The following is a 24579-nucleotide window of genomic DNA, read 5'->3' as shown; positions in this document are numbered from 1 at the left end:
ATTGAATCAGAAGGAAATTCGCTTTATCTCCTTTCGGTTAGGTTTCCATCTCAACTTTCGGATAATTGGCTTCATCAACGCTTTCTTCTGTTCATACTTAGCCTTATATACAGCCTCAAAATTCTTAAACTTGCTTATGATCCCCGATCTAATGTTCAAGATCACCTACGGACTTTCATCCCATTATACTAATTGCAAGTAAAGTGCTTTTCGTAGTTCCTTTGTAAAAATTGATTATGAGAGTAAATGTCGCCACTCATTTCTTAATAAACGATTACGGGAATCTGGAAGCTTTCTAATTCTGTATACTCTTGGCAAACTATAGTCCCTTGTATCTGAAACTCTCCTTTTTTCAATGGTACTACTACATACTCCTCACCAAAGTCCATCTTCCTTGTGTGAAGTAGTGAATTAATATGAATAGAGAGTTTATTTTCTTCCAAAGAGGTCCAATTAGTTCTGGAAGTAGCATGTTTTAATACCGAGTTCGAAAGACTCCAACTAGATAGACCATTTATAGAATTGGGTAAAGAACCAGCAAAAAGAGAGCTTATAGAGGGTACACGCAAGTCTCTGAGTAGTTTGCTTTCATAATTTTTTCTAGCTTTTTCTAAAGGATTAGAAGGGAGTCCTGCGATTTCTTCCACAACTTGGTTTATTTCGTCCTTCTCAATAATTTTTAATTCTGGTGGGAAGTGAAGATCAACATATATATTACTGGAACCACTTCTCCCTCTGTTAAATACTTCAATATTGATATCGTAATTATTTCCCTTAATTCTCTCAGCTACATAAGTCTCTTTATTGAACCTAGCTATTTCTCCCTGATTCTCTTCTATAAACTTGTTATAAGCATGAACTTCATCTTGTGATAGGTAAGGATTAAGATGTTCAGGAATTTCATCAAGGTCTATAGCTTCTATTGATTTAAGGAAACAGGGTTTGAACTCTAATTTTAAAGGATTATCGTTGTTAATACTTACACCTAAAGACGGTCTGTTCCCCTGCAAGGCCCTTAGTTTTTCCAGTTCCTCGCGCAATTCTCTATTCTCTGAGTTTACCTTTGCAAATTCATTCATTACTTCTGGACTGGTAGCCTTATCTGCTCTTATCCACCCCATTCTTGGGTGCCTAGACATTGTTTTTGGAAGAGACTTTGCAACTTCCGCTTCAAGCTTAGAGACAGTGTCCCAGAAAGATACCAGCTTACCGTTTTTGGCCTTATCTACAAACATATTGAGCTTTGTTACTAGCTCAGCATCAATTTCTCTCTTGTCAGGAGTAGTAGCAACATCACGATTTTGAATAAAAGAAATTATAGGAATGCCAAGACTCTTAGCCAAATCAAATTCCTTCTCAGTATAGCTAGTACCCTCAGTACTAATACTACCGTAGCGATGACCTATAATCAGAAGATAGTAGTCGCTCTCTCGAATAGTATCCTCAATTATTTTCCATTGCTCGTCATCATCTGAGCCGAACATCTCCATGCCTACAGGAAAGTGGTAGAGGCTTAATACCGTGTCATACACCGCTCGTCTTGCATCTATTAAATCGGTGTAAGTTGAACTAATAAACACTTGATACTTCTTTTCGGTCATCATTCCACCTCAACAAGGTATTGTGTAATATTGCTTACTTATAGTTTAACAAATTTATCTAATAAATGAGTGTACATTCCCCTAAGTACCCGCTCTACTATTATTTATGATACGATTCTCCGTATCATAAATAATAGTAGAGCGTAATTGAAAGGCACCCATTTGGGTGCCTTCGGTAGTTGGGACGGGGATTGGTAACGGTGAACCGTGGGAGTTCAAATCCTCGGTTCGCCGTCGCGTCAAGTACTTGATTGATGCAATTTTCCAAATAGAACGACTGAATTATAGCGAGATCAGCGAATCGAATAAACAACCGGGTATTTTAGGATGCTTAATAATGTAGATTAACGGCTTCTTTTTCAAGGCTTGCTGATACACGAACCATGATCTGCCAGATAAACGCTTGCCGAAGATACACTTCATCTCCTAGTATGAGTTTCCACCAACAATTTTTTTATTGTTGTTCCTCTTTGCCTTTATAATATACATCGCCTGTTTTATCACAGTCCCGCTTGCCTTCACAAGATCAATTGGTACTGCGTTACCGATTTGCAAAGCCGCCGCCGTAAGCGAGTCGCTAAATATAAAATCGTCTGGAAAGGTTTGTAGCCGGGCCGCCTCCCGAATGGAAATAGTTCTATCTTGTTCGTAGTGTCCGTATCGTCCCTTTGAATAGCGGAGGCATCCTCCTGTCATGGTCGGTGAAGGTTTGTCTGCATCCATGATCCCATAAACGTCCTTATGCCCTGAGAACACATTGCCATTCTCATCTTTCTTCTTGTGGCACTCCAAAACTAAATCATCTGGCAAGCCCGTCCGAGACCCTCCATTTTGACGGATAATTTGCATACGCAGGATATTTTTAGGTGATAAATTCTCACACTTATGATTGTGTATTTCCCCGTCGTCGGGGTATGCCTCACCAGCTTTGATTGCCGGTAAATCGCCGATGGCTTCCCTTACCGTTTTCCATGGCTTGAGCCCGTTCTTTTCAGCTTTGTCATGCGTCGGTTTTGGTAGTTGGAATGAATAGCTATCCGCCGTCAATTCATCGTAGATGTCCTTTCGAACGGCGTGCAGCACAAATCGCTTTCGTTTCTGCGGAACGCCGTAGTCAGCGGAGTTGAGGATGCCTTCAACGACCACATACTGCTTTTTCAGGCGCTCAAGAAATTCGTCGAGGATTACCTTGTTGTACTCGGTCTTTATACCCGGCACGTTCTCCATGAGGATGAACGGCGGTAGTATCTCCTCGATGACCCGCAAAAACTCGAACAACAGCATCTTACGCTCCGCAAGTGACTTGTTTTTGTTTTCGGGATTCTGCCTCGAAAAATTCTGGCAGGGTGGGCAACCCGCGAATAGGTAAATATCATCCTTCTTAATCCCGGCGGCCTTCAGAATAGCTTCGCCACTCAGATTGCAGATGTCGCCTTTCGGAACGCCGCGCAAGACGTTAACTTTTGAGAGCGGCGGATAGCTAAGGTACGTATCGACAGCACTATCCTCAATCTCCACGGCACCTTTAACCTTGAACCCTGCCAAGGTCAGACCGCATGAAACCCCACCACAACCCGAAAATATGTCAATTGCTTCGAATTTAAATCTCATTCGTGCTGCCTCCATCGTCTTCAAAAGCGGCTAAGGTTTTTAATCCAGCAGGTGTGTTGATTTGAGGCGGCAAGGTTTCGTTTTTGAAGGATTGTCTTTTTTGTGCACACATGGCTTTGAAATCGCAGACATCGCAGCTTTTCGGGCAAGCGCGCATAGGGAAATCGCCGTCGAGAATGCCTCTTACAGCCCACTCGATAACACCAATGGCATTGTCCACCGATTGCTTATCCACCGATATCGCCGTTCTGCGGTTATCCTTAAGTGTGTGGATATAGCCTGTCTCCACATTTTCGCCAATAACCTCTTTGGCGGCTTGCGAATACAACTGAACCTGAATCGACATATCCCGCCAGTCATAAGCGGCGACATCCTCTGGCGTTTCCATTGATTTGAAATCAATAACGTCCGCTGTAGTGATTCCTCGTTGCAAGTCTTCAAGTAGAAGCAAGTCGATTGCGCCAGTTATCAAAGCATCCTTAACTGAAATTTCAAAACGGGCCTCGTCTTGCCGCAGACGACCAAAGTCGGCAGCATACTGTTGAGAATATTCCGTCAAGATCCTCTGTACAAGCCATTTCGCACGTTCATACGAACCGGGGCGGTTAATCGGGTCATTACTTGGAAAGACATGTTTTAGCATAAAAGTGGACTCGACAATCTCAGCCACTTCCTCTGCCGATGGAGCCTTATCCTTAAACTGCTGATGCATACGCTCCAGTATGGTGTGGCTTGTTTTTCCAAAACCAAAGAGTTCTGGAACCGCCGCGTTGTAACCATAAATCGTGGCCAACTTATATGAGTATGGGCATGTCAGATAACTTTTCACCGACGAAAAATCCGTCGGGAATTGGCTCTCGTCAAAGCGCGGTTGCGGCTCGACTTTCTCCGCCAAATCATCAAATGCTTTGTCCTCGCGCATCTTGGGGCTTGTGTAGTCGGCTATGAATGTAGAACGCTTGCAAGCACGCTTCAAGTCCTGGTGGTTCGTACTTCCCGTAAGGTAAAGAACCCTCTCGGCGCGAGTAATAGCTGTGTAGAAAAGACGCGCTTCGTCCTCAAGTCGCGTTCCATATGCTCCTCGGTTTATTGCATCAACCATTAATTCATGCGGCAATTCCCCGTTATATGTGGCTTTCTTGTGCGGAAACCTACTCGCAATTAAGTCGACCACAAAAACAACTGGGTACTCAAGCCCTTTGACCTTGTGTATCGTTGAAATATCCACCGAATTTCCCTTAACAAGGTAATCGATTGACTCCAATTCATAACTGTTTATGGCAATGTTACCTATAAAGTTAAGCATCTCAGCGTACCTGAAAGAAGAGTCGATGCTCGTATAGGTCTTTTCGACGTCAAGGATAATCTTGCTGAACAATCCGAGGTCACGAAGCGCGGTCTCATCCTCAAAATCTCTCACGTTGAAAACATCGATTAAGTCGTGCAAAAACGCCTGAGGATAAACTTTTCGCCGTGCAGCGGAAGTCGATGCATGGATGTTTTGATGCCACTTATTCAGAATGGTAATAAACTTGTTCTCATTGGCATTAGGAAATACCGGAAGCACGCTCGAAGCGAAGAATTTTAACGCTTCCTCGCGTGGCAAACCAGCTTCGCGTAATAACTCCATTGACTGCTGAACACAGATGGCATACGGGCGGTCAAAGATGCCACCTTCCCCAGAACTCTTGAACGGTATCCCGCGTCTTGTCAGTGCATCGGCAAATTGCTTATCCCTGTTATCACCATTGCTATTATGTATGCTTCGCAACAAAATGGCGAAATCACCGTAGGTAAGACCTCGGTATTTTTCCGTACCGTCCGGGTTAATTCCCTCTACATATTTTGTCCCAATAAGGCTTTCGATGCGCTGAGCCACCCATTCGGCTTCTTCTACTCGGTCGTCAAACCACAGCTTACGCAAGTCCTGGATATTGCCGTCGGAATGTGACTTGATTTCTTTACTCAAGCGAACAAGACTTATCGTGCGTTGCACGAAGTTGTTTCCTCCACTAACTATGGCATCAGTACTTCGAAAATTGACCAGAAGCCTATGAACGGCAACATCCGAATAGCGTCTGTTAAAAGTCAAAATGTTTTGCACATTTGCACCACGCCATCCATAGATAGACTGGTCGTCATCGCCCACCACGAGAAGCATATCAAGGTGGCTTGCCAGCGTCCTGATGAAGTCCTCTTGAATGGGGTTAATGTCTTGGTACTCGTCTACTAGTAGGTACTTGAATTTCGCAATGCATGAGTTCGCCTTATCCGTTATCCTCTTTAACTCCTGCACACCTAATCGGATAGCGAAAGAAAAGTCCATATAGCCGTCGCCGTCAAGTATTTCACCAAGTTTAGTCAAGCGATTGAATAGCATTGCATCGTATTGCTCGATATTAGCCAAATCGATATTCTCGTTATTCATCGTTTGCCATGCGTCGACAAGTGGGAGAATATTCCCTTTGAAGTAACGTCCTTCTCCGTAACGCAGCCCAATTTGACGAAACCTTGACATCAAAAACAGTATTAATCCGTTCTTATCAAGGATATCGTATTGCCGGTACTTGGCATTAATGTCGCCGAGTAGCTTTTGGCAGAAAGAGTCCAGAGTTCCAATGAACATTGCTCCGATATAGTTTTCGGGAAATCCGAATTTTCGCAGAGCTTCGGCAACTCTGCGCTTAATAGATTCCGCAGCCTTTTCCGTAAAGGTGAAGGCTATAATACCTTCGGGTGCTTCACCTCTGGATACCAAGTAGGCGATTTTGTAAGCCAGCGTCCGAGACTTGCCCGAACCAGCACAAGCCAAACATAAAATGTGCCGTGACTCATCCACAACAGCCTCGTACTGCTCATCAGTTAAATTGGCACGAAGAATTTCTTCTGTGGTCATAGTGACCTCCTATTGTTAATGTAAGCAGCGAATCATCCATAGAGTTATTGTTAATTCTCCATCGAGCGTCTTTTCTTGCTCAATCTCCATAATGTCGGTTTTAACACAGTTAAGCGGCTTCTCCACATTCGGAAGGTTACACCTAAAATGAAAGTGCATATGCTCTTACTTCTATTGTATAAAATTTTTATAGAAACCAAAATCGTACTCGTTAAAGATTCCGAGAATCAAACCGCACTTAACCAAACCTCGCTCTAGTTGTTCTCTATCCATCTTACTATGTTTGGGTATATTTTCCCACTCGTGATTTCTTCCGATAAAACTAATCGGGTAACCAAAAGGAGAATTGCTATGGCTCACTTTCAAAACGTTATATTACCAACGCTCAAGAACAGATTCGAAATCAATGATCTTCGAGGTGCCTACCAGCAAAATGTATGGATAATGGCGCTAGCAATTATGCCTTACGTTGAGAAATATGTTACGCCCATACCTGGAGACGAGGAACCGCCAACCCTCACCATTCGCCTCTTCCTTTGTACAACTGACGAAGCCGGAACCAACGAATACGTTGATGGAACGGACATTTATGTAAGGATAGACAGCGGCACCAGGACCCCAGAATTCGTATGGGAGGACCTCTGGGCAGAGGAGCCTCCCATTTTTCATGGTGGCGCCGTCCCCGACACGCTCCGCTGGGTACGAGAGCTCGCTGAGCCGTTCTACGTCCAGCTCAAAGACCCGTTCCTTACGCCCGAGCAGCGGATCGCCCTGAACGGCCATGACGAGGACTACATGAAATCGGCACAGGAACAGCCGACCAAAAAGGACGACGCCAAACACCTAACCAATGACGACTTCGACGGCCTCTTCTAGCCACACAGAATTGCGTCACTTTCGTCACTGACGCCACAACCCCTAACAAGGAGGAACTAACCGAATGTCCCTGACCATCAGTGAGAACAAGAAGAAAGCCATCGTCACCTACATCAACGACCACTTCGATGAGCACATGTCCCACTTCCCTTACGCCAAGTACCCAGCAGAGCCGCTCGACTGGTGGCGCGAGCAGTTCGCCGACCCCGAGGCAGTCAGCCCGGAGACGCTTCGCGCTGCGCTGTCCTGGCGCGGCGGCTTCTGGCAGCGTAGTAACGCAACTTTTCCACAAAAAAAAATCGCCATCTGACGGTCATTAGCCACTGGAAGAACTTTGTGGAACAGTATAAACCTGAACCGCCATTAGTCATCTCCTACTGGACGGGATTGCTTGGAAAAGGTGAGTACGCCTTCAACACGGTCACCTTTCTTACTCATCTTCTATGTTCCGAGCAAATCAAACTTACCGATTCGCACCGAGTTAAGGGCATGAACGACCTGCTCACAGAAGCTGAGCTGCCAGATGAATGCGTAGAGCTTGAAGACGTTGCTGCATCTGTAGATCGATACACTGACTTTCACCATCAGCTCCTACCAAAGATACAATCCATCCTTGGCGGTCAGGCTTCCTTGAAGCTCGGTCGCTTTTTGTTTGCCTACGGATACCGGGATGTCCTCAGCAAAGTGGCCGAAAGTTCACCGAATCACCCGAACCAATTATAACGGCGCTGGACTGGGAAACAGCAAACAACCAACAATTCAACTAAATCTGATTACCGAAAGAGCAGATGCAGATCGACTGTTCGCTTGCCTCCTGCTGGCGCTGGATAGTCAGCCTGAAATCCTGAACAATTCACCATTCAGGACATCATTAAAGGAGTCTCTCCAGTTAGTCCTTTCCAACTTCATTTTTTCGAAGATCATCCTGTTGTTAAAGTATTGACTCAGTTCTTCTTTGAAGAGCATCACAAGATGGCCCTGGCTCAGTGGGATAATCTGATATTATGTCATGAAAACCCTAGGCAATTTGGTAATAAGTCTGACAGGTACTTCTTCTTCACAACAATTGATGCTATCATTAACTGCCGTATTTTCAGATACAAATTAATTCACCAAACCAATGCTAGGGTCTACGCTAATTACCCTGAGGAAATTTCATTTTCTTTATACAGAACTGATCCGATTTACAATGCCGTACAAAGAATAGGGGAATACGTGACACTGGTCATACCTCAAGAAGCTGACATTCATCCAAATGATCTCAGTAGATTGCAAACACTCGTTCAAGGATATCTAAAAGATTCTCTCTTGTATCAAGTGCAAAGTATATTTATGAAAGAGATATAAAAACAATATTTCACCACCTATAACATATATAGAGCTCGAGAAGTGGAACACTTTTTTACAATATCTCAATATATCGAATCCATCAAGAAAGCCCTTGAAGTAATTATTTTAAATATTAGTAAGTATCATATAAAAACAAGGCTTTAACTTGAAGTAAGGCGTAATCTGTATCATAACTGGCTACGCCTTATTTTAATCAATACAGATTACTAATACTGATGCAATGTACTACGAAAAACAGTGCTCCTATCACTTACTCCAACTGATGCTAAATTTTCGCCCTACTTATGGTACGGTTCACCTCGATTAATCTTCACCGCCCGATAAATCTGTTCCACCAGCACCAATCGCATCAGCTGATGTGGCAAAGTCATTCTTCCGAAGCTCAGCTTCTGCTGGGCGCGGCGGAGGACTTCGTCAGAGAGGCCGTGGCTGCCGCCAATGACAAAGACAACATGGCTTGTGCCGTAAGTGCCGAGCTTGTCCAATTCCTCTGCGAGTTCTTCCGAGCTCCAGAGTTTGCCGTCGATGGCGAGCACAATGACATGTGCTTCACTTTTCACATGGGCAAGAATACGCTCGCCCTCTCGCTCCTTGACCTGTCGAACCTCCACCTCGCTCAGTGTATCGGGAGCCTTTTCATCGGCTACTTCGATCATTTGAAACTTGATGTATGGCCCCAGCCGTTTAGCGTATTCCTGAATTCCCATGACCAAATACTTCTCTTTTAACTTGCCAACACCTATAAGCTGAATAAACAAATTCCATACCCCTATCTATGTCGAATGATAATGTAAAATCGTATTTACGATCCCTAACATGAAAAGATACCTTTAACATAGTTATTTTAGCACCTGAAACGTCTCTTACCTATCTATTTCCTCTCCGTTACGAGCCTATTCCCTGTTCAGATTATAGCGGATCATTCATTTACGCTCTTCACAAATGAAATGCCTATCCGTTTCATATTCATCAAGACACTGCATCAGCATCTGTCGATATTCGCTGATTTGTTCCGCTGTCGCTGACTCCCGCAATGATTCCAACAATGCTGTACATTTCTTGAAATTTCGATCGTTACCCGACTGATCGGCTAGTTGCATCGCCTGCAAAGTAAGCCCCACTGCTTCCTGTAATCTGCCACACTCCCGATAGTACAAAGCCAAATGATAGCAGTAGCTATAATAGTAAGATACGTTCTCTGCGTCTTCATAACTCCCGAATTCATCAATCTGCTCTGCAAACGTATGTAAAATATCTGCCACATCCATTTGATACATAAGCGCTGCCTGTAATATGGTATTCAGCCCCGGTAATATTTCCTCTAGATTATCCTGCAAAAAGGCTGCGTATTCCTCTACAAGCCCTATATTTCCAGACAAAATATCTACTGCATATAAATTAGTTTTGGCTAAAAACCTGAACTCCTCAACAACCTGATTGTCTTCTTCCTTTAGATCCTCCATCCAACCCAGCTCAGCATACTTATAGATGCACTCCCTCGCCTGCTCATATGCACCCTGATTCTGGTGAGCCATTCCACACATCAGGTGACTGAGTCCAAAATAATATACCAGCGGGCGCTCTAAATTGACATGCGGAATGGGTAATTTCATTGCTTTATGATACTGCCGTTCTTCATAGATACGCTGTACACATTGGTACAAAATATCTGCTGTCTCCATCACCTTTTTCCAATTTTCAAAAGCCACAGCCATCTCCAACATTTCAACAATGATGTCCGGTTTGAGTGATTTCAGGATAGAAGTTCGCAAAGAGGGTTCCTCCTTTAAAATGACTAGAATAAAAAGCACTCGCTCTTAATATATTCCTTTGTGAAACTCCAAATAAGTAGTACAATAAATTAACTATAGTACATAATCGCAGTTTTTTCAATGAATTTTACCGCCTTTATGTCTCTGCTAATTACATCGATACTCTCCTAACCTTTAGGAGAGGTGGCTAATATGACAAAATTACGAAATTCAGTTGGAGAAAGAATTAGAGCAATTCGGAAGGCTAAGGGATTAACACAGCAACAACTTGCGGAACTTTCAGGATTAGATGATGCATATATTGGATCGGTAGAGCGTGGCGAAAGAAACTTTTCTATTGATACGTTGGAGAAGGTGTTAACCGCCTTAAACGTGTCTATCAGTGAATTAATGTTTTCCAAAGAACATATGACTAAAGACGAAACTATTCGGCAAGAGGCGGTAGATGAATTTGTTGCGTTGACCAGCAGATTGAATGAAGAGCAAATCGGGATTCTTAGACGAGTTAGTAAAGAAGTTTCACGCGCGTTTGAGTAGGACCATACCATCCCGGAAAAACTTGATTACAACCAAAAAAAGAGCACCGCACAGGTGCCCTCCAAACCTTTTTATAAAAAATACTCAAGCGTACAACATAAAGAAACTCACTTCATGCCCCAACTGCTTCAAATAATTATATATTTGCGAACGGTGATGGAACACGTGTGTAACGGTCTCAATCTGCCATTGGACCTGCACATGTCCATGCTCCATATAAAAGGCTTTGGTCGAACGATTCAGATAATCCTCTTCGCTAAGCGAAAGAATGTAAGCCTTATACGCCTCAAAATTCTCTCTGAAACTTGCAGCCAAGCGCTCGGGATTTCCCACCCCGGACAGGCTGGTTTCAATCTCTCCCACTTCACCCTCGGACTTCTCCTGCATAATTGCAAGATCCGAAGCTGGAATAAGTACAAAATGATGCACTAGCTCCAAAAGCGAGCGGAAATTGTCCTGTGGACGAAAACTCCAATCCTCTGGGCGTATTTTACGGATCAAGGCTTCCCCCGTCCGTACTCCGGTTTCCAACTCACTCAGCAGATGATCGCGAACTTGCAGCGTTCCACTCATATTCTCATCTCCTTTGCCATTCTTATTCATATTTTGAGTATAGCCGAAGCCTCTGGGCGTGTATTGTAAAAATCGGACAACTTCTGAAAATCCTTGGCCGCAGTAAGCGGGGAATCGCCATAAAATCTGCGAAAATCGCGGATCAGATGTGCCTGATCGAAAAAGCTGTGCTTTAATGCCAGCTCCGTCCAATCCAGACTCCCGCCGCTTTGGATACTGTGTAGAACGCTCTGGAAGCGGACAACTTCACTGAATTTTTTGGGACTGATCCCGATCCATTGCCCGAACTTGCGGTTGATCTGTCTTTCACTGATCGCTTCGCGCTCTGCTAGCTCTTTAACACTCATACTCCCACTACTTACAAAAATACGATGCAGCAGATTTTTCATCAGATCACAATCGTTCGCCCCTTGGCGCAGCAAAAGCTGGTTTAGATACTCATCCATGATGCGCACCCGTTCATTAAAATCCTGTGCCTCCAGAATACGCTCACCTATGACCGCGATGCTTTCGGGCCAGATATCTTCCAAGCGGAAGTGTCCACCTGTAAACAGATGAGTTGGCATGTCGTGAAAATAATGTGCCCCGCCCGGAAAAAATCGCACAGCAAACATACGTGTCTCGGTACCTGCTTGTCCGGCAGACACGAACGGATGTGTAAACGTCCCGCAGTACGAGAGTTCCTGACGCTTACTTACAGGGTTGTATTTTAATAGAATATCCGTACAGCCGTCAGGCAATACCCGATCCACTGCTTCTTCACCTGACAAGCTTAATGTAGCTTCGCTAGCACACGAAATACCCGGATTCCCCTCCAAAACCTCTCCAGTAACCGGACCGGACTCCCAATAGCAAGCGACATAAGCTCTCAGCGCAGCAGACGGCCTTTTTTCGATATAGGTTGTGGAAGAATCACTTCCATGGACCTGAATCGGACGAAACAGTGAATGCAGCAAAGGGTCCATCCATCGTTCACTCCTGCCTCAGCACGTGTTGCGAATAAGTATAGCTATATGTATGAGGATTTTTCAAAATCCTAGTATACAAAAAGGACGTTTCTCCCCGAAACGCCCGTGCTTGTTTTTTAGACGACTAAAAATTCCGCTTTCTGCTCACATTCCTTGCACTTCACCGGAGGGTCCCAATCCGAAAATTTCGTTTCCTTGAGATCGACGACATCCGGTGCATCCTCGTATTCATCGACGAACATATCAATTGCCAGTTCCACATGCTCTTTACATACCACGTACATCCCAGTTGCATCCCTTTCCGTATGAAGCTCGTCCAGTTGTTTGGCGTCTGTTACAAACGCCTTCTTTTGTTCTACCACACTTAACGCGGAAAGAAAAGGGCTTGATTCCTATCCCTGACGCTTGGTTTTAAAAATGAGAACATGACTGACGTTCAGGTCCTCGTGGAAATCGGGATATCGCTCCAGTAATAGCCTGTACGTAGCTGCCCAGCGTGCGGTGGGAGCGGCGATGTGGTAACCTACAACATTACCAAGAGCGGAACCCGTGTAACGGGAACGGCATCTTGACATAAGGCGTAATAGTCAAATGAAAAAGGCGGTCTCTGGAAATGATCCGAGAACGCCCTTTTTTATAGTTAAGCCTATAATCAAATCTTAGCCTTCCGGCTTATCCGTTAATTTCAACGTCACGGATTCTTCCTTGCCTGCCCTGTAAAAGGTAACTTTCAGATCGTCGCCAATCTTCTTGTTATCATACAAGTAGCGGCGCAAATCAAGCGTGGAGTTAATCGGTTCAATATCGAACGCAGTAATGACATCGTTCAGCTTCAAGCCTGCCTCCTCGGCAGGGCCGTGCGCCTCCAGAATAACCGCTCCGTCCTTTACGATGTTAGGCAACTTGAGTTCTTTGCGCTGTGTTTCATCCAGCGGAGCATACTCATTATTGAGGTCAACCGTGTATACCCCCAGATAAGGACGGGTAATCTTACCGTCCTCAACCAGTTCATTCACCGTCTTCATGACCTCATTGGCCGGAATGGCGAAGCCGAGTCCTTCCACACCAGTATCGGCAATTTTCATCGTATTGATGCCAATTACACGTCCGTCCAGATCGACCAGCGCACCGCCGCTGTTCCCCTCATTGATCGCTGCGTCGGTCTGGATGACATGCTGTTCCCAGTCATATACGCCATCCTGATTAATGGAAATGGGAATGATGCGATTCGTATAGCTCACAATGCCGGAGGTGAGCGTATCGCCCAAGCCAAGCGGATTACCAATAGCAATCACGGTCTCGCCCAGACGAAGCTTACTGGAATCACCGATATCCGCTATCGTGCTAATGCCCTTATCGTCTACCGCTAGCACTGCGATATCGCTAATGCGATCCTTGCCGATCAGCTTCGCCTCTTTTTTGACACCATCCACGGTTACAATCTCCAGATCATCCGAGCCTTCAATCACATGATTGTTAGTCATAATGAAGGCTTTGCCGGAAGCTATCCGGAAAATAACACCCGATCCAAGCGCCGACGGCTCTGTGCTATGACCGTCTCCCCCTTTCAGGTTCACGATGCTGACGACGGCTGGGCGCACCTTGGCTGCCGCCTGCACAATTCGGTCATACGGATCACCCGCTGCTTGCCGCATCGGATAATGGCTTGCTCCGGTTACCACTGTAGTGGAGGGCAGATCTGTAATAAAGCTGAAGAGCAGCACCGCAACCACCGCACTAACTGCACCGCTAATGACAGCAGCCTGCACTGGACTTACGCCCCGGTTCCTATGCGGCCAACGTCCCTGTCCTCCGCGCCGTGCCTTGAATGCCTTTTTTTTGGCCGCACGCGTGGATACCCTCGTTGAATAAAAATCGTCATCAAACAAGCCCATGCTAATCCTCTCCCCTTCGTTGTCATGCACCGACACTCACTAAAAAATTAGGGCTATTCGGGCTTGCGCCAACCTATGCTACAGAGACTCGCTCCGTTTGAACGCCAAAATGGATTGAATATCCCCCATGACCGAAACAACCGCTCATTTCAGTCTACTTATTAATCACCACAAATGGGGCCTCCCTAAGCATCCTGATCTCATTAACCAGCATACACACCGCATCCCACTCCGAATAGAGGAAAAAGGAGGAATGATTTCCAAACCAATTGACTACAATAGTAACAAGTCTTCTATTCTATTACAAAATGATCGTCTCATAGAGACGTTCTGGCCTGTTCCCGTTCGCTTGCAACAGCTTATGCTTCCGATACAAGCTTTCCTTCAAAAAGCTTTCAATTGTTAGCTTTATTGTATCACAGCACCCGGCAAAACCAAGCTGATCACACACCGTTTTTTAAATATTTTAACAGGAGGAATGTATGATGAATCAACATCGCTCAGCTATGGATGAAGTTTGTATGGTTGCCAAGCTTGCGGATCTGAAAGACGAGCATTACCGCAACACTCTGGCGTTAAGTACACTCATTGAGCTGCTGGTGGACAAAGGCATGGTGACCCGCGAAGAGTTAGAACGCAAAGCCGCCGAGCTGGACCGCTTTATGGCTCACTTACCTTATCCCACGGTGTAGGACGGTCATAATACGTATCGCACAATCGGAACTCACTGTCCTTGTAAAAGCAGCCGCGGTCTTCCATCGCCCCGCGCACGGTCAGCTTTGCCAGCTCCATCATATTGTGGTCGCGACTCAAATGTGCCAAATACGTTCGCTTCGTCCGTCCCGTCAGCAGCTCGCTAAGAATCGCGCCCGCCATCTCATTGGATAAGTGACCGATATCGCTGAGAATACGGCGCTTGATGTTCCATGGATAACGTCCCATGCGCAGCATTTCCACATCATGATTAGATTCTAGCACCAATACGTCTGCGTCTGAAATGGCCTGCTTCACCTTGTCGCTGACATAGCCGAGATCAGTGGCTACACTGAGCTTCTCTGCCCCATCGTAAAAGCTATAGCCTACCGGCTCAGCCGCATCATGGGATATGCCAAAAGACTCTACGCGCAACGATTCAAACTCCCGTGTCGCGCCTGTCTCCAATATTCTGCGGTTATCGTCCGCAATCTGCCCGACAGCATTGCTGATGGCAAACCACGTCTTCTCATTCGCATACACAGGTAAATTATATTTACGCGCCATGGCGCCTAGTCCTTTAACATGATCGGAATGCTCATGTGTGACCAAAATACCATCCAACTCTTCTCCGCTCAGATCGCGTTCCTTCAGCAATTCATTAATACGCTTCGCACTGAGACCTGCGTCGATGAGTAATGTCGTGTCTTCGTTCCGGACAACGGTGGCATTGCCGGTCGAACCGCTCGACAGCACGGTAAATGAAATCCCCATATCTATTCAAGACCCTTCTGTTTGTTCTGTCTTTGGACTTATGACATCTCCATTCATCTGCACGTAATACACGCCTTGCCCGTTATCCAGCATAAACCGCCATACAGGCGCAGCTACCTGGTTATCCGAGTTAAAGGTCTGTCCGTAATAACCCAGCCGGATATCCTTCACAATCGCATCACGCGGCAAATAACTGTCAATCAGCCGTGCCAACGCTTTGGATGCGGGCAGCATTTTCTTCGTCTCATCCGAGGGCTGAAGATCCACCTGAATTTTGCGATATCCGGTAATCTTCTGATTACTGTAAAACAGAGCCAGCTTGACATTAAACAGCGGCCATTTATCCTGTACCAACGGATGCAGCACAAAAGCGTCCGTCTGTCCGGATGCTGGCTCCTCCTGTACATCCAGTGGATCATACTGGTAGTTGTCGATATCCTTGATTTGCGGCTCCAATGCCTCAACTAGCGCATCATGGGTGAATACAAGCTTGCTGTCTACCGGCTTTACCAGTTGCACGCGATCATCCTTTTCCCCACTATGAACATACGTGTAAGACAGCTTCGGCAGTTGGGGAGTATCCCCGGGAATCGGAGCCAACACCTGAATGCTCTTCTCTTCCATTAAACGCTGCGTATTTTCATCCAGCGAAGTAAAATCCAGATTCGGCCCCGCAGTTTCCTGTGCATCATGCCACAGCTGGTAACCCAGTACCACATTGAGCAGCAAAAATGTGCAGATCAGTACGTTTTTGGCGCGGCTCCAATCCATTCCCGTTCCCCCTTTCTGCCATAAGCCTGTATAGTCACTTCTTTACCACCTGAGATTGCTGCGTTTGCGGTGTACTCGACGTTGTCGCCGTTACGGTCACAACGTGAATCTCTGCCACTGAACCATCGCTCAATATAACCCGCCACTCGGGAACGAGCTTTAACCCATCATTGATCACCTCTGGCTGATATACAGGGGTCAGATCTCTAATCGTTTTCCCTTTAGCTACAGCTTCCAACTGCTTCTTCAAGGTTTCACCACCCGGAAGCATAACCTTTTTCGAGGATTGTTCGCCGCCCTTGAGATACAACAGCGACCGATCATAGACGGATGCCGTTTCCTGCTGGATTTCCAACAAAATCGTGCCAAACCGGAAGGATGGCGTATCCAGCACCGGATAAGATCCGTAATACTGCTGGAACAGCACATTGGTACGATTCTCGTTGCTGCTTTTCATTTTCAACTGATACGAAGCATCCCAACCGCCATGCTGATTCACAAAATCAACTGCCCCTAGCACATCTCTCACCGAACTGCTTCCGCCTGCCCCCGGCGCACTGGGATCTGTATAGCTCATCCAACGCTGCTCCTGCTTAATTTGCAGACTGCGCTTGCTGTCCGTATAAATTTGGGAACCGTCCTTCTCCTGAATATTACGGGTAATCCCCGGATCGAAAAACAAATTCCGCTGCATCTGCTCTGTCGTGAACAACCCGGCATATACCACCGGCTGCACCGTCTCCAGGTTATCTGCCGGAATGTAATACTGATTATCCACCAGCTCGTACAATGGAGCATTTTTACCGAAATTCACATGCTGCCGGATATCCTCCACCGTCATATCGAACTGATTCGCCTCATACACCACATCGCCTCTGGCACTGAAAAAGAGAGCATGCGGCTTGGCATTTTTCTCATCTATATAGATCCAGATACGGTTAATCGTCTCTCCTTGAAACACCGAATCCGGCGTCAGATGCATGACCCGCTCCAGTAATGAAACAGGGACGCCCCCCGAAAAGGACAATTCCATGCCCTCATTCTCGCTGCGAATCTGCGCCCAATCCGCCGACTGGATACTCCGACGTTGAAAGCTGTTAAAGCTCCGGCTTTCTAGCCGTTTAAAAATCAAATCATAGAAAGCAACGCCCGGATAAAAAACGGTATGCTTGTTTTGCCCTTGGTGAATCAGCATTTTATCGGGAAACACGAGATTTTCAATCTTTTTCTCCTGTCCCATGCTCTCGGTTTTGACATAGTTCGTCTCCGAAGTAAAGACAGAATCACTGCCCGGAAGGCGGTAAATCAGAAAATAACTCTGTACGAGGCTGGAAGCAACCAGCAAAATAAGCGCCCATGACTTCAAATGTTCCTTCACTGTGCTTCCCTCCCTTCACCCGACATGGGTACCGTAAAGGTCGTACAGGTTCCCTGACCGTATTCCGACTCTAGAAAAATCTGGCCCCCATGAGCCTTTACAATTTCCCGGGCAATCGACAGCCCCAAACCTGTGCCACCCATATTGCGCGATCTGGCCTTGTCCACACGGTAAAACCGTTCAAAAATCCGGTCCAAATCCTTTTTAGGAATCCCTATCCCGGTATCCTGTACCGAAATAGACAGCATCCCCTCACTATTACGGCGAGCTTCAATCCGAATACTTCCGCCCTCCGGCGTATATTTCAAAGCATTGGACATCAGATTGTCCAACACCTGCTCAATTTGATCCCGGTCAATCACGACCTTGCCGATCCCCTGCTCCACGAACATTCCAGACCGGATATTCTTTTGCTTCATTTGAAAAGAAAACCGATCCGCGACTTCGTCCAGCATTTCCATCACATCCGCAGGCTGCATCCGCAAAGGCGATTCATTGGAGTCCAGCCGCGACAGATGCAGCAAATCCGTGACTAACCGGATCATACGCTCCGTCTCGTTGCGGATCACGCCCACAAAGCGCTCCGCGAGCTGTGGTTCACCCATTGCGCCGTCATCCAGCGCTTCGGCATAGCTGCGGATTGTCGTCAATGGGGTGCGCAGCTCATGCGATACATTCGCTACGAATTCCCGCCGTGTCGTCTCCATTTCCTCCTGCTCCGTCACATCCTGGAGCACCGCAATCGTCCCCGTGATGCCAAATTCCCGCCGATGAATCGGCGTGAACGTCACGCGGATAACGATCGGCTCGTCCTGACCCGCTGGCTCCAGTTGCAAGAGCGTGGAAGCTGAAGAACCACTGTACAGGACCTCGGTTTCCTCCGGGTCGATACCGAGCAGCACTGCGATATGTCTGCCGGTCATTTCATTCTCGTTCACGCCTAGCATCGCGCTGGCTCGGCGGTTGACCAGAATAACCCGGCCATTGTCATCTGTAGCGACCACACCATCGCTCATGTTGGTCAAGATGGAGGAGAGCTTTTCCTTCTCCTCTTCATTTTGGGACAGCGCCTCGCGCAAGCGGCCTGTCATATAGTTAAAGGCCACGCTGAGCCTGCCGATCTCATCGTCGCCAAACACAGGCATCTGCTGGTCGAATTTGCCCTCGGCAACCTCTGTCGCATGACGCGTCATCACCTTGATCGGGTGTGTAATCGTGTGCGCCAGCACCACGCCCAGCACAGCCGTCAACGCTAATGCAATGAGCATGCCTGATAAAAACACATTGTTAATGCGTTTCATCGTATCGTACAGCTCGGTCATGGAGGCAGCGATATACACTGCGCCGACAATCTTGCCTTGGCTGATGACAGGCTTGGCAACGACCTTCTTGCGGACATTATCCTCGTCCACCATGTATTCCTCGTTGTCACGGATACCCTGGAGTGCGCGGCTGACCACCGTCTGCGTATTCTTGCGTCCGACATAATCGGCGTGTGAGCCTTGGGACGTAATCAGCACCTTGCCGCTGGCATCCAGTACCTGAATTTCTGCGCCGCTGAAATCAAACAGATTATTCACGCGCGCGCGCAGACTTTCCACGCTGTCTTCCTCCATTTTACCGTCACTGCCGCTCAGATCCTGCTCTGCCAGCACGGACAGCATTTCCGCCCGCGCCTGCAAGTCCTGTGTAAAGTTGCTCGTCAAAGAGTTCTTCATCGAGCTGACAAAATAGACCCCGATCAGCTGCATCGCCACTAAAATCAACAGCACATAAATAATGATCAGCTTCGCATGAATAGTACGAAAGAAAGATAGCCATCTCATGCCCGCAGGCCACCTTTGCCCCCGCTAATAATATATCCGAGTCCTCGGCGTGTCAGGATCGTCTCCGGCTTGCTCGGGTTTTCCTCAATCTTCTCACGCAGCCGCCGGATCGTCACATCCACCGTACGCACATCTCCATAGTATTCGAAGCCCCACACCGCCTGGAGCAAATGCTCCCGCGTCATGACCTTCCCGGCGTTTTTCGCCATATAATACAGAAGCTCATACTCCCGGTGCGTAAGATCGAGCGATGTACCATTTTTGTAAGCTGTATACATATCCGTATCAAAAAAGAGGTCCGCCACGCGCAGCCCCTGCTTCTCTTCCTGCGAGCGGCTTTCCGACGTGCCTGCCCCGCCGCGCTGCTGTCTGCGCATTTGTGCCTTTACCCGTGCCAGCAATTCCCGTGTGCTGAACGGCTTCGTCACATAATCATCTGCGCCCAGTTCCAGCCCCAGCACCTTGTCGATTTCCCCGTCTTTGGCGGTCAGCATGATAATCGGCGTCTGGAGCTGATGGCCACGCACCTCGCGGCACACGTCCATGCCGTCCATCCCCGGCAGCATCAGGTCGAGCAGAATCAGGTCAGGCCGCTGCTTGACCGCGATATCCACCGCGCTGATTCCATCGAAAGCGCAAATCACCTGATAGCCCTCTTTTTCCAAATTAAATTTCAAAATATCAGCGATAGGCTGTTCATCATCCACTACCAGAATCGTTCCCTGCATACAGCGCTCACCTCTTCTCACGGATCATGTTATATATTAACTTTCGTTTGTCAATGTCCATAAGCTGCTTAATCTATTCTACCATACCCGCACGCCATTCCATCAATTGTCCAGCCCCTTTTTCTTACACGAAAAAGCCATGCCTGCACTACTGTTAAGCATGCAGAAAAACATGGCTTTCCCCCGTATCCTCATGAATCATCAATAACTCATCGTTATAAACGATCCATCTATCTTAAATACGTCAATGGATTGTGTGGTGTATCCTCTTTACGTATTTCAAAATGCAGATGTGTTCCTGTCGAGCGTCCCGTGTTACCCATAACTCCGATCGACTCGCCTTGCTGAACCACCTGTCCCACATGAACGCCAATGCTGCTCAAATGCCCGTACACCGTTTGGTAGCCGTTACGATGGTCGATCATAATGACATTTCCGTAGCCATTCTGCTGACCTGCAAATGTAACTACACCTTCATCCGATGCGTGAATGTCAGGGCTGCCGACTAAATCGACACCCTCATGCATACGTCCCCAGCGTGCGCCAAAGCTACTTGACATCGTTGCCCCGGACACCGGCCAAGCGAACTGCCCCGATCCTTCGCCTACGACCTTCGTTCCTTTCAGAACCACCTCGGAAACAGACGGCTGCAATACCTTTTGACCGAGCCATTCCTCTTGCACGACCTCGCCGTTCTCCTTGGTCAGACGGTAATCCATTTCCTTCAGGCCTGCTTGTCCTGGTCTGACGACCTTGGTGGCCCCTGCTTTCAGTTCGTCACTTTGGCGAACCTCAATCTCTGGCTCAATGGCAATCTGTTCGACGACCTTCTCCACCGTCCGGACCGTAACCGGAGCCTTTGGAGCGTTAAGCTTCAGCTCATCCCCAATTTGCAGATACAGCTCACGCGAGCCGGGGTTGTTCTGCTTAATCTCCCAAGCAGTCATATTAAATTTATTCGCAATCGACGTCAGGGAATCGCCTTCCTGCACCGTGTACGTTACGGGCGCCTCACGCGCTTCGGTCAGCGCTTTAACTGCTTCTGCCTCGGTCAGCACCTTGTTCGGGTCTGCTTTTACAGGCTCGTATACAATTTTCTCACGAATACTGGCAGACTCCAGCCATGCTTTAGGAGTTTTGCTACTGGCACTTGCATGACTGCTTCCCACAGATGTTTTGCGAACCCGCCCCTTGATGCCTGTAGCCGTGCCCTCACCCGCAGGTATGTATTTCTTTTGCACTTGCTTCAAAGCCGCCTGTGCAGTCGCTTTATCTTTTATAATACCGACCGGCCGGCCGTTGACCTTTACTTCTACTCCTTTGGCATATGCGGTCAGCAACCCGTCCAGCTTCTTCAATGTTGCTCCGCTGTCGATATCCACTTCATGCGCCCTTTCAATGCCTGTCGTTACCGCGCTCGTATTGAGCACCATGTCCACACCGGGATACTTGTCCTTATATTGCTTGCTCTTCGTTGCATACAATTGCTTTAACTGTTGCTCATTGAGGATACTTCCGACCTCGACACCCTTTACATACACTTTATAATAAGGGACCGTATTGGCTCCGACATATTGATTTCCCGCAAAAATAAGACTGCCTGCAATCACCACACCGCCTGCGGTCCAGCTCAACCATTTTCTCCGTCCGCTCCACCACTTTGCTATTTTCCCCGCTTCCGCAGCAGGTTTGTCCTCAATGCTCGAATCTCCATTCCTGCTATCTGGTGAATGCTTTTCCTTCAAAACCTTCATAATTCTCTCCTTTTCAGCATATCTTGTCTCTATATAAATGCGTTCGTTATTGGTCTTTCACCCTATGAATCTAGCCTGTATTCACAAGTATCTATGATATTAGTCGCTATCTATCATTGCATAGTTGCGTAAAAGGTTTCAAAATCTTAACCTTTTCGTGATACTGTTTACTTTAACATAGCTTTTACAAAGAATTCAACTGTACTCCATATTCTTCCTGAAACGCAAAGAAATCCGCGCCTGGCGCGGATTCCACAGTCCTATTGTGAGCATGATCAATACCCAAGATCGAATCGTTATTATTTAAGCATACCCATCAGCTTGTTGTATTCCTCTTTGGTCAAATATTTAGCAAGCACCTGCTGAATATCCTGAAGCTCCTGCTCGGTCAGGCCGCCTTCCATCGCGGCTGATATTTTCTGCATTTCCTCCGGCGGCAACTTATTCATCAGAATCGCAAAAATTTCCTGCTTCTGCTCTGCGGTTAAGCTGTTCTTCTTCTCCGTCAAATTGTCGGGCGTTATGACCAGCTCATGACCTTCAATACTCGTTTCAGGTATAGCTGTACCTTCTGCCTGTTCCCGTGACGCGCTACCTGATGCACCAGACGACGAAGAATCGCCCTCTTGCGATGTATTCCCATTCGTCGCCCCACTGGTTCCCGCAGCATCTGTGCCTCCTGCGCCGCTCCCACTCTCTTCTAGTCCCTGCCCCATGACAGGTAAAGCATCAACAGGCGGTTTTACACTTTCCGAACCGCCGCCCATAGCTTTGTTTTTCCCCGTGTTTGTACTTTTATCGGTGCCAGAGCTTCCGTTCAGCCAGCCCAATCCCCATACCGGCTGATGATCCAGCTGAATGTTAAACTGCCGCAGCAGCGATTGGACATAGGCATTCACGACCATACCTGTTACCGCCAGCGTTAAGGCGCTGACCAGCACCACCGTCATTCCCTTTTTAAGCAGCCATCCAAGCCACCTCATATCCCGTTACCTCCTTATACGCATCTTGCATGTGTACATCATAAAGTGCATATAGATCAGTATTGACGAGATATGGCGATTTTTAACCCTTGGAATATGCAAAACTAGCACAATTGCTTTTACATGGAAAAGGAGAGAAAGGCTTTAACAGCCTCTCTCTCCTTGGTCGTGCAGGAATAGCTATACAATTAAATAGGCATAACGCCTTAACAAATGGAAACAATTATACTGTCTTACAGATAAATCGGAAGCACTTGGTTCGTTTGATCGCGGTTACGGCCAACAGAGAAGATCGCGATTGGGATACCTGTCAGCTCGGATACGCGTTGTACGTAATTACGAGTAGCCTCAGGTAGTTCCTCCAGCGTCTTCACGCCAGTAATGTCTTCACTCCAACCCGGCATTTCTTCATATACTGCTTCGCACTCCGCCAGCATTTTCAAGCTAGCCGGATAATGCGTAATCACCTCACCACGGAACTTGTAGCCTGTGCAAATTTTCACCGTTTTCAGACCTGTCAATACATCCAGCGAGTTCAGGGACAGACCTGTAAGTCCGCTGACACGGCGAGCATGACGCACAACTACACTGTCGAACCAGCCAACGCGACGAGCACGACCTGTAACAGTACCGTACTCATGACCTGTTTCACGGATGTAATCGCCGATTTCATCATTCAGTTCCGTTGGGAATGGACCGTCACCGACACGAGTTGTGTACGATTTGGCTACACCAATGACCTGTTGGATCTTGGATGGGCCTACACCGGAACCGATACATACGCCGCCAGCCGATGGATTCGAGGACGTAACGTACGGATACGTACCTTGGTCGATATCGAGCATAACGCCTTGAGCGCCCTCGAACAGTACCTTTTGATTCGCGTCAATCGCATCATTCAGCACAACAGACGTATCCCCTACATAAGGACGAACAAATTCTGCATACTCCAGGTATTGTTTCAGTATTTCATCCACATTCAGCGGCTCGCCGCCGTATACATTTTCGATCACTTGATTCTTTTCCTTCACTTGAAGGCGCAGTTTCGTTTCGAATTCCTCCGCGTCCAGCAAATCAGCAATACGGATACCGTTACGAGCCGCTTTATCCATATAAGCAGGGCCGATCCCTTTACGCGTAGTACCGATTTGGTTAGGTCCTTTGCGGTTTTCTTCCAGCACATCCAACGTGATGTGGTATGGCATAATAACATGTGCACGGTCACTAATGACCAGATTCTTCGTAGAAAAGCCATTATCGTGAATGTAAGTAATTTCTTCAATAAGAGCGGCCGGATTAACTACCATGCCGTTGCCAATGACACACTTTTTATCTTCATAAAAAACGCCGGATGGAATCAGGCTCAGCTTGTACTTTTTACCGTCAATGAGAATCGTATGACCAGCATTGTTTCCGCCTTGGTAACGGGCCACCACTTCAGCGCTTTCCGCCAGATAGTCCGTAATTTTACCTTTGCCTTCGTCTCCCCATTGTGTTCCCACAACGACTACAGTTGACATGTTTCATTCCTCCGTGGAGTGCCCACAGACACTCTGATTTTGGGCTGACGCGCTACGTATATCTGACTTCAAC

General features: G+C 47.1%; 24 protein-coding genes. 6 read left to right on the top strand and 18 right to left on the bottom strand.

Annotated features, from left to right (window positions below):
• Positions 1 to 263: 263 nt before the first annotated feature.
• From ACWGOO_RS14900 to ACWGOO_RS14890, 3 genes are all read right to left on the bottom strand, one after another.
• The gene (locus ACWGOO_RS14900; protein ID WP_452484621.1) at positions 264 to 1601 is read right to left on the bottom strand and encodes a DUF4062 domain-containing protein; all 1338 of its coding nucleotides are present in this window, start codon (positions 1599 to 1601) and stop codon (positions 264 to 266) included.
• Positions 1602 to 2027: 426 nt separating this feature from the next.
• Positions 2028 to 3212 (bottom strand): DNA cytosine methyltransferase, encoded by a 1185-nt coding sequence (locus tag ACWGOO_RS14895; RefSeq protein WP_452484619.1) that lies wholly within the window; start codon positions 3210 to 3212, stop codon positions 2028 to 2030.
• Positions 3202 to 6108: an ATP-dependent DNA helicase gene (locus tag ACWGOO_RS14890; protein ID WP_452484617.1), complete on the bottom strand. Its 2907-nt coding sequence runs from the start codon at positions 6106 to 6108 to the stop codon at positions 3202 to 3204. Before ACWGOO_RS14890 ends, ACWGOO_RS14895 begins: the two co-directional genes overlap by 11 nt.
• A gap of 351 nt (positions 6109 to 6459) precedes the next feature.
• Here ACWGOO_RS14890 and ACWGOO_RS14885 point away from each other — a divergent pair, with 351 nt between their 5' ends.
• From ACWGOO_RS14885 to ACWGOO_RS14870, 4 genes are all read left to right on the top strand, one after another.
• Positions 6460 to 6984 (top strand): hypothetical protein, encoded by a 525-nt coding sequence (locus ACWGOO_RS14885; RefSeq protein WP_452484615.1) that lies wholly within the window; start codon positions 6460 to 6462, stop codon positions 6982 to 6984.
• Positions 6985 to 7048: 64 nt separating this feature from the next.
• Entirely contained in the window at positions 7049 to 7294 is a 246-nt protein-coding gene (locus tag ACWGOO_RS14880) for a hypothetical protein (protein ID WP_452484613.1), read from the top strand.
• Positions 7295 to 7320: 26 nt separating this feature from the next.
• The gene (locus ACWGOO_RS14875) at positions 7321 to 7707 is read left to right on the top strand and encodes a hypothetical protein (RefSeq protein ID WP_452484611.1); all 387 of its coding nucleotides are present in this window, start codon (positions 7321 to 7323) and stop codon (positions 7705 to 7707) included.
• 249 nt (positions 7708 to 7956) lie between these two features.
• Positions 7957 to 8331: a hypothetical protein gene (locus ACWGOO_RS14870; RefSeq protein WP_452484609.1), complete on the top strand. Its 375-nt coding sequence runs from the start codon at positions 7957 to 7959 to the stop codon at positions 8329 to 8331.
• Positions 8332 to 8612: 281 nt separating this feature from the next.
• Here the strand turns inward: ACWGOO_RS14870 and rlmH are convergent, their stop codons facing one another.
• Complete coding sequence (rlmH, locus tag ACWGOO_RS14865; RefSeq protein WP_452484607.1) at positions 8613 to 9092, bottom strand: 23S rRNA (pseudouridine(1915)-N(3))-methyltransferase RlmH; 480 nt, start codon at positions 9090 to 9092, stop codon at positions 8613 to 8615.
• A 165-nt stretch (positions 9093 to 9257) separates the two neighbouring features.
• Positions 9258 to 10106 (bottom strand): DNA-binding protein, encoded by an 849-nt coding sequence (locus ACWGOO_RS14860; RefSeq protein WP_452484605.1) that lies wholly within the window; start codon positions 10104 to 10106, stop codon positions 9258 to 9260.
• A gap of 192 nt (positions 10107 to 10298) precedes the next feature.
• Between ACWGOO_RS14860 and ACWGOO_RS14855 the strand changes: the two genes are divergently transcribed.
• A complete protein-coding gene (locus tag ACWGOO_RS14855; protein WP_452484603.1) occupies positions 10299 to 10643 on the top strand; it encodes a helix-turn-helix domain-containing protein in 345 nt (114 codons plus the stop codon).
• Between the two features lie 84 nt (positions 10644 to 10727).
• On the opposite strand, the gene ACWGOO_RS14850 is transcribed toward ACWGOO_RS14855, so the two are convergent.
• The 5 genes from ACWGOO_RS14850 to ACWGOO_RS14830 form a co-directional block, all read right to left on the bottom strand.
• Entirely contained in the window at positions 10728 to 11216 is a 489-nt protein-coding gene (locus ACWGOO_RS14850; protein WP_452484601.1) for a DinB family protein, read from the bottom strand.
• 26 nt (positions 11217 to 11242) lie between these two features.
• Positions 11243 to 12181: a DUF6597 domain-containing transcriptional factor gene (locus ACWGOO_RS14845; protein WP_452484599.1), complete on the bottom strand. Its 939-nt coding sequence runs from the start codon at positions 12179 to 12181 to the stop codon at positions 11243 to 11245.
• A 119-nt stretch (positions 12182 to 12300) separates the two neighbouring features.
• A complete protein-coding gene (locus tag ACWGOO_RS14840; protein WP_081750721.1) occupies positions 12301 to 12468 on the bottom strand; it encodes a CxxH/CxxC protein in 168 nt (55 codons plus the stop codon).
• Between the two features lie 108 nt (positions 12469 to 12576).
• Positions 12577 to 12759: a hypothetical protein gene (locus tag ACWGOO_RS14835; RefSeq protein ID WP_452484597.1), complete on the bottom strand. Its 183-nt coding sequence runs from the start codon at positions 12757 to 12759 to the stop codon at positions 12577 to 12579.
• A gap of 84 nt (positions 12760 to 12843) precedes the next feature.
• Positions 12844 to 14079, bottom strand: coding sequence for a S1C family serine protease (locus ACWGOO_RS14830; protein ID WP_452484595.1), 1236 nt, complete (start codon positions 14077 to 14079; stop codon positions 12844 to 12846).
• A gap of 485 nt (positions 14080 to 14564) precedes the next feature.
• Between ACWGOO_RS14830 and ACWGOO_RS14825 the strand changes: the two genes are divergently transcribed.
• Entirely contained in the window at positions 14565 to 14771 is a 207-nt protein-coding gene (locus ACWGOO_RS14825) for a hypothetical protein (protein WP_452484593.1), read from the top strand.
• Here the strand turns inward: ACWGOO_RS14825 and ACWGOO_RS14820 are convergent.
• The 8 genes from ACWGOO_RS14820 to ACWGOO_RS14785 all read right to left on the bottom strand — a co-directional run bounded on the left by ACWGOO_RS14820 (position 14740) and on the right by ACWGOO_RS14785 (position 24506).
• Positions 14740 to 15546 carry an MBL fold metallo-hydrolase gene (locus ACWGOO_RS14820; RefSeq protein ID WP_452484591.1) on the bottom strand — a complete coding sequence of 269 codons (807 nt, stop codon included), beginning with the start codon at positions 15544 to 15546 and terminating at the stop codon, positions 14740 to 14742. The genes ACWGOO_RS14825 and ACWGOO_RS14820 overlap by 32 nt on opposite strands.
• Positions 15547 to 15552: 6 nt before the next feature.
• Positions 15553 to 16317, bottom strand: a complete 765-nt coding sequence (gene yycI, locus ACWGOO_RS14815; RefSeq protein ID WP_452484589.1) for a two-component system regulatory protein YycI — start codon at positions 16315 to 16317, stop codon at positions 15553 to 15555.
• Positions 16318 to 16351: 34 nt separating this feature from the next.
• The gene (locus tag ACWGOO_RS14810; protein ID WP_452484588.1) at positions 16352 to 17695 is read right to left on the bottom strand and encodes a YycH family regulatory protein; all 1344 of its coding nucleotides are present in this window, start codon (positions 17693 to 17695) and stop codon (positions 16352 to 16354) included.
• Positions 17692 to 19446 (bottom strand): cell wall metabolism sensor histidine kinase WalK, encoded by a 1755-nt coding sequence (gene walK, locus ACWGOO_RS14805; protein ID WP_452484910.1) that lies wholly within the window; start codon positions 19444 to 19446, stop codon positions 17692 to 17694. The genes ACWGOO_RS14810 and walK overlap by 4 nt, the downstream gene beginning before the upstream one ends.
• A 71-nt stretch (positions 19447 to 19517) precedes the next feature.
• The gene (gene yycF / locus ACWGOO_RS14800) at positions 19518 to 20249 is read right to left on the bottom strand and encodes a response regulator YycF (RefSeq protein WP_452484586.1); all 732 of its coding nucleotides are present in this window, start codon (positions 20247 to 20249) and stop codon (positions 19518 to 19520) included.
• A 230-nt stretch (positions 20250 to 20479) separates the two neighbouring features.
• Positions 20480 to 22003: a peptidoglycan DD-metalloendopeptidase family protein gene (locus ACWGOO_RS14795; RefSeq protein WP_452484584.1), complete on the bottom strand. Its 1524-nt coding sequence runs from the start codon at positions 22001 to 22003 to the stop codon at positions 20480 to 20482.
• Positions 22004 to 22302: 299 nt separating this feature from the next.
• Positions 22303 to 22986, bottom strand: a complete 684-nt coding sequence (locus tag ACWGOO_RS14790) for a hypothetical protein (protein ID WP_452484582.1) — start codon at positions 22984 to 22986, stop codon at positions 22303 to 22305.
• A 233-nt stretch (positions 22987 to 23219) separates the two neighbouring features.
• Positions 23220 to 24506: an adenylosuccinate synthase gene (locus ACWGOO_RS14785; RefSeq protein WP_452484580.1), complete on the bottom strand. Its 1287-nt coding sequence runs from the start codon at positions 24504 to 24506 to the stop codon at positions 23220 to 23222.
• Positions 24507 to 24579 lie beyond the last annotated feature (73 nt).

The sequence above is a fragment of the Paenibacillus sp. NPDC055715 genome, from assembly GCF_053617595.1.
Note: the sequence above shows the minus strand (reverse complement) of the source record. Positions and strands in the feature narration are given on the sequence as shown.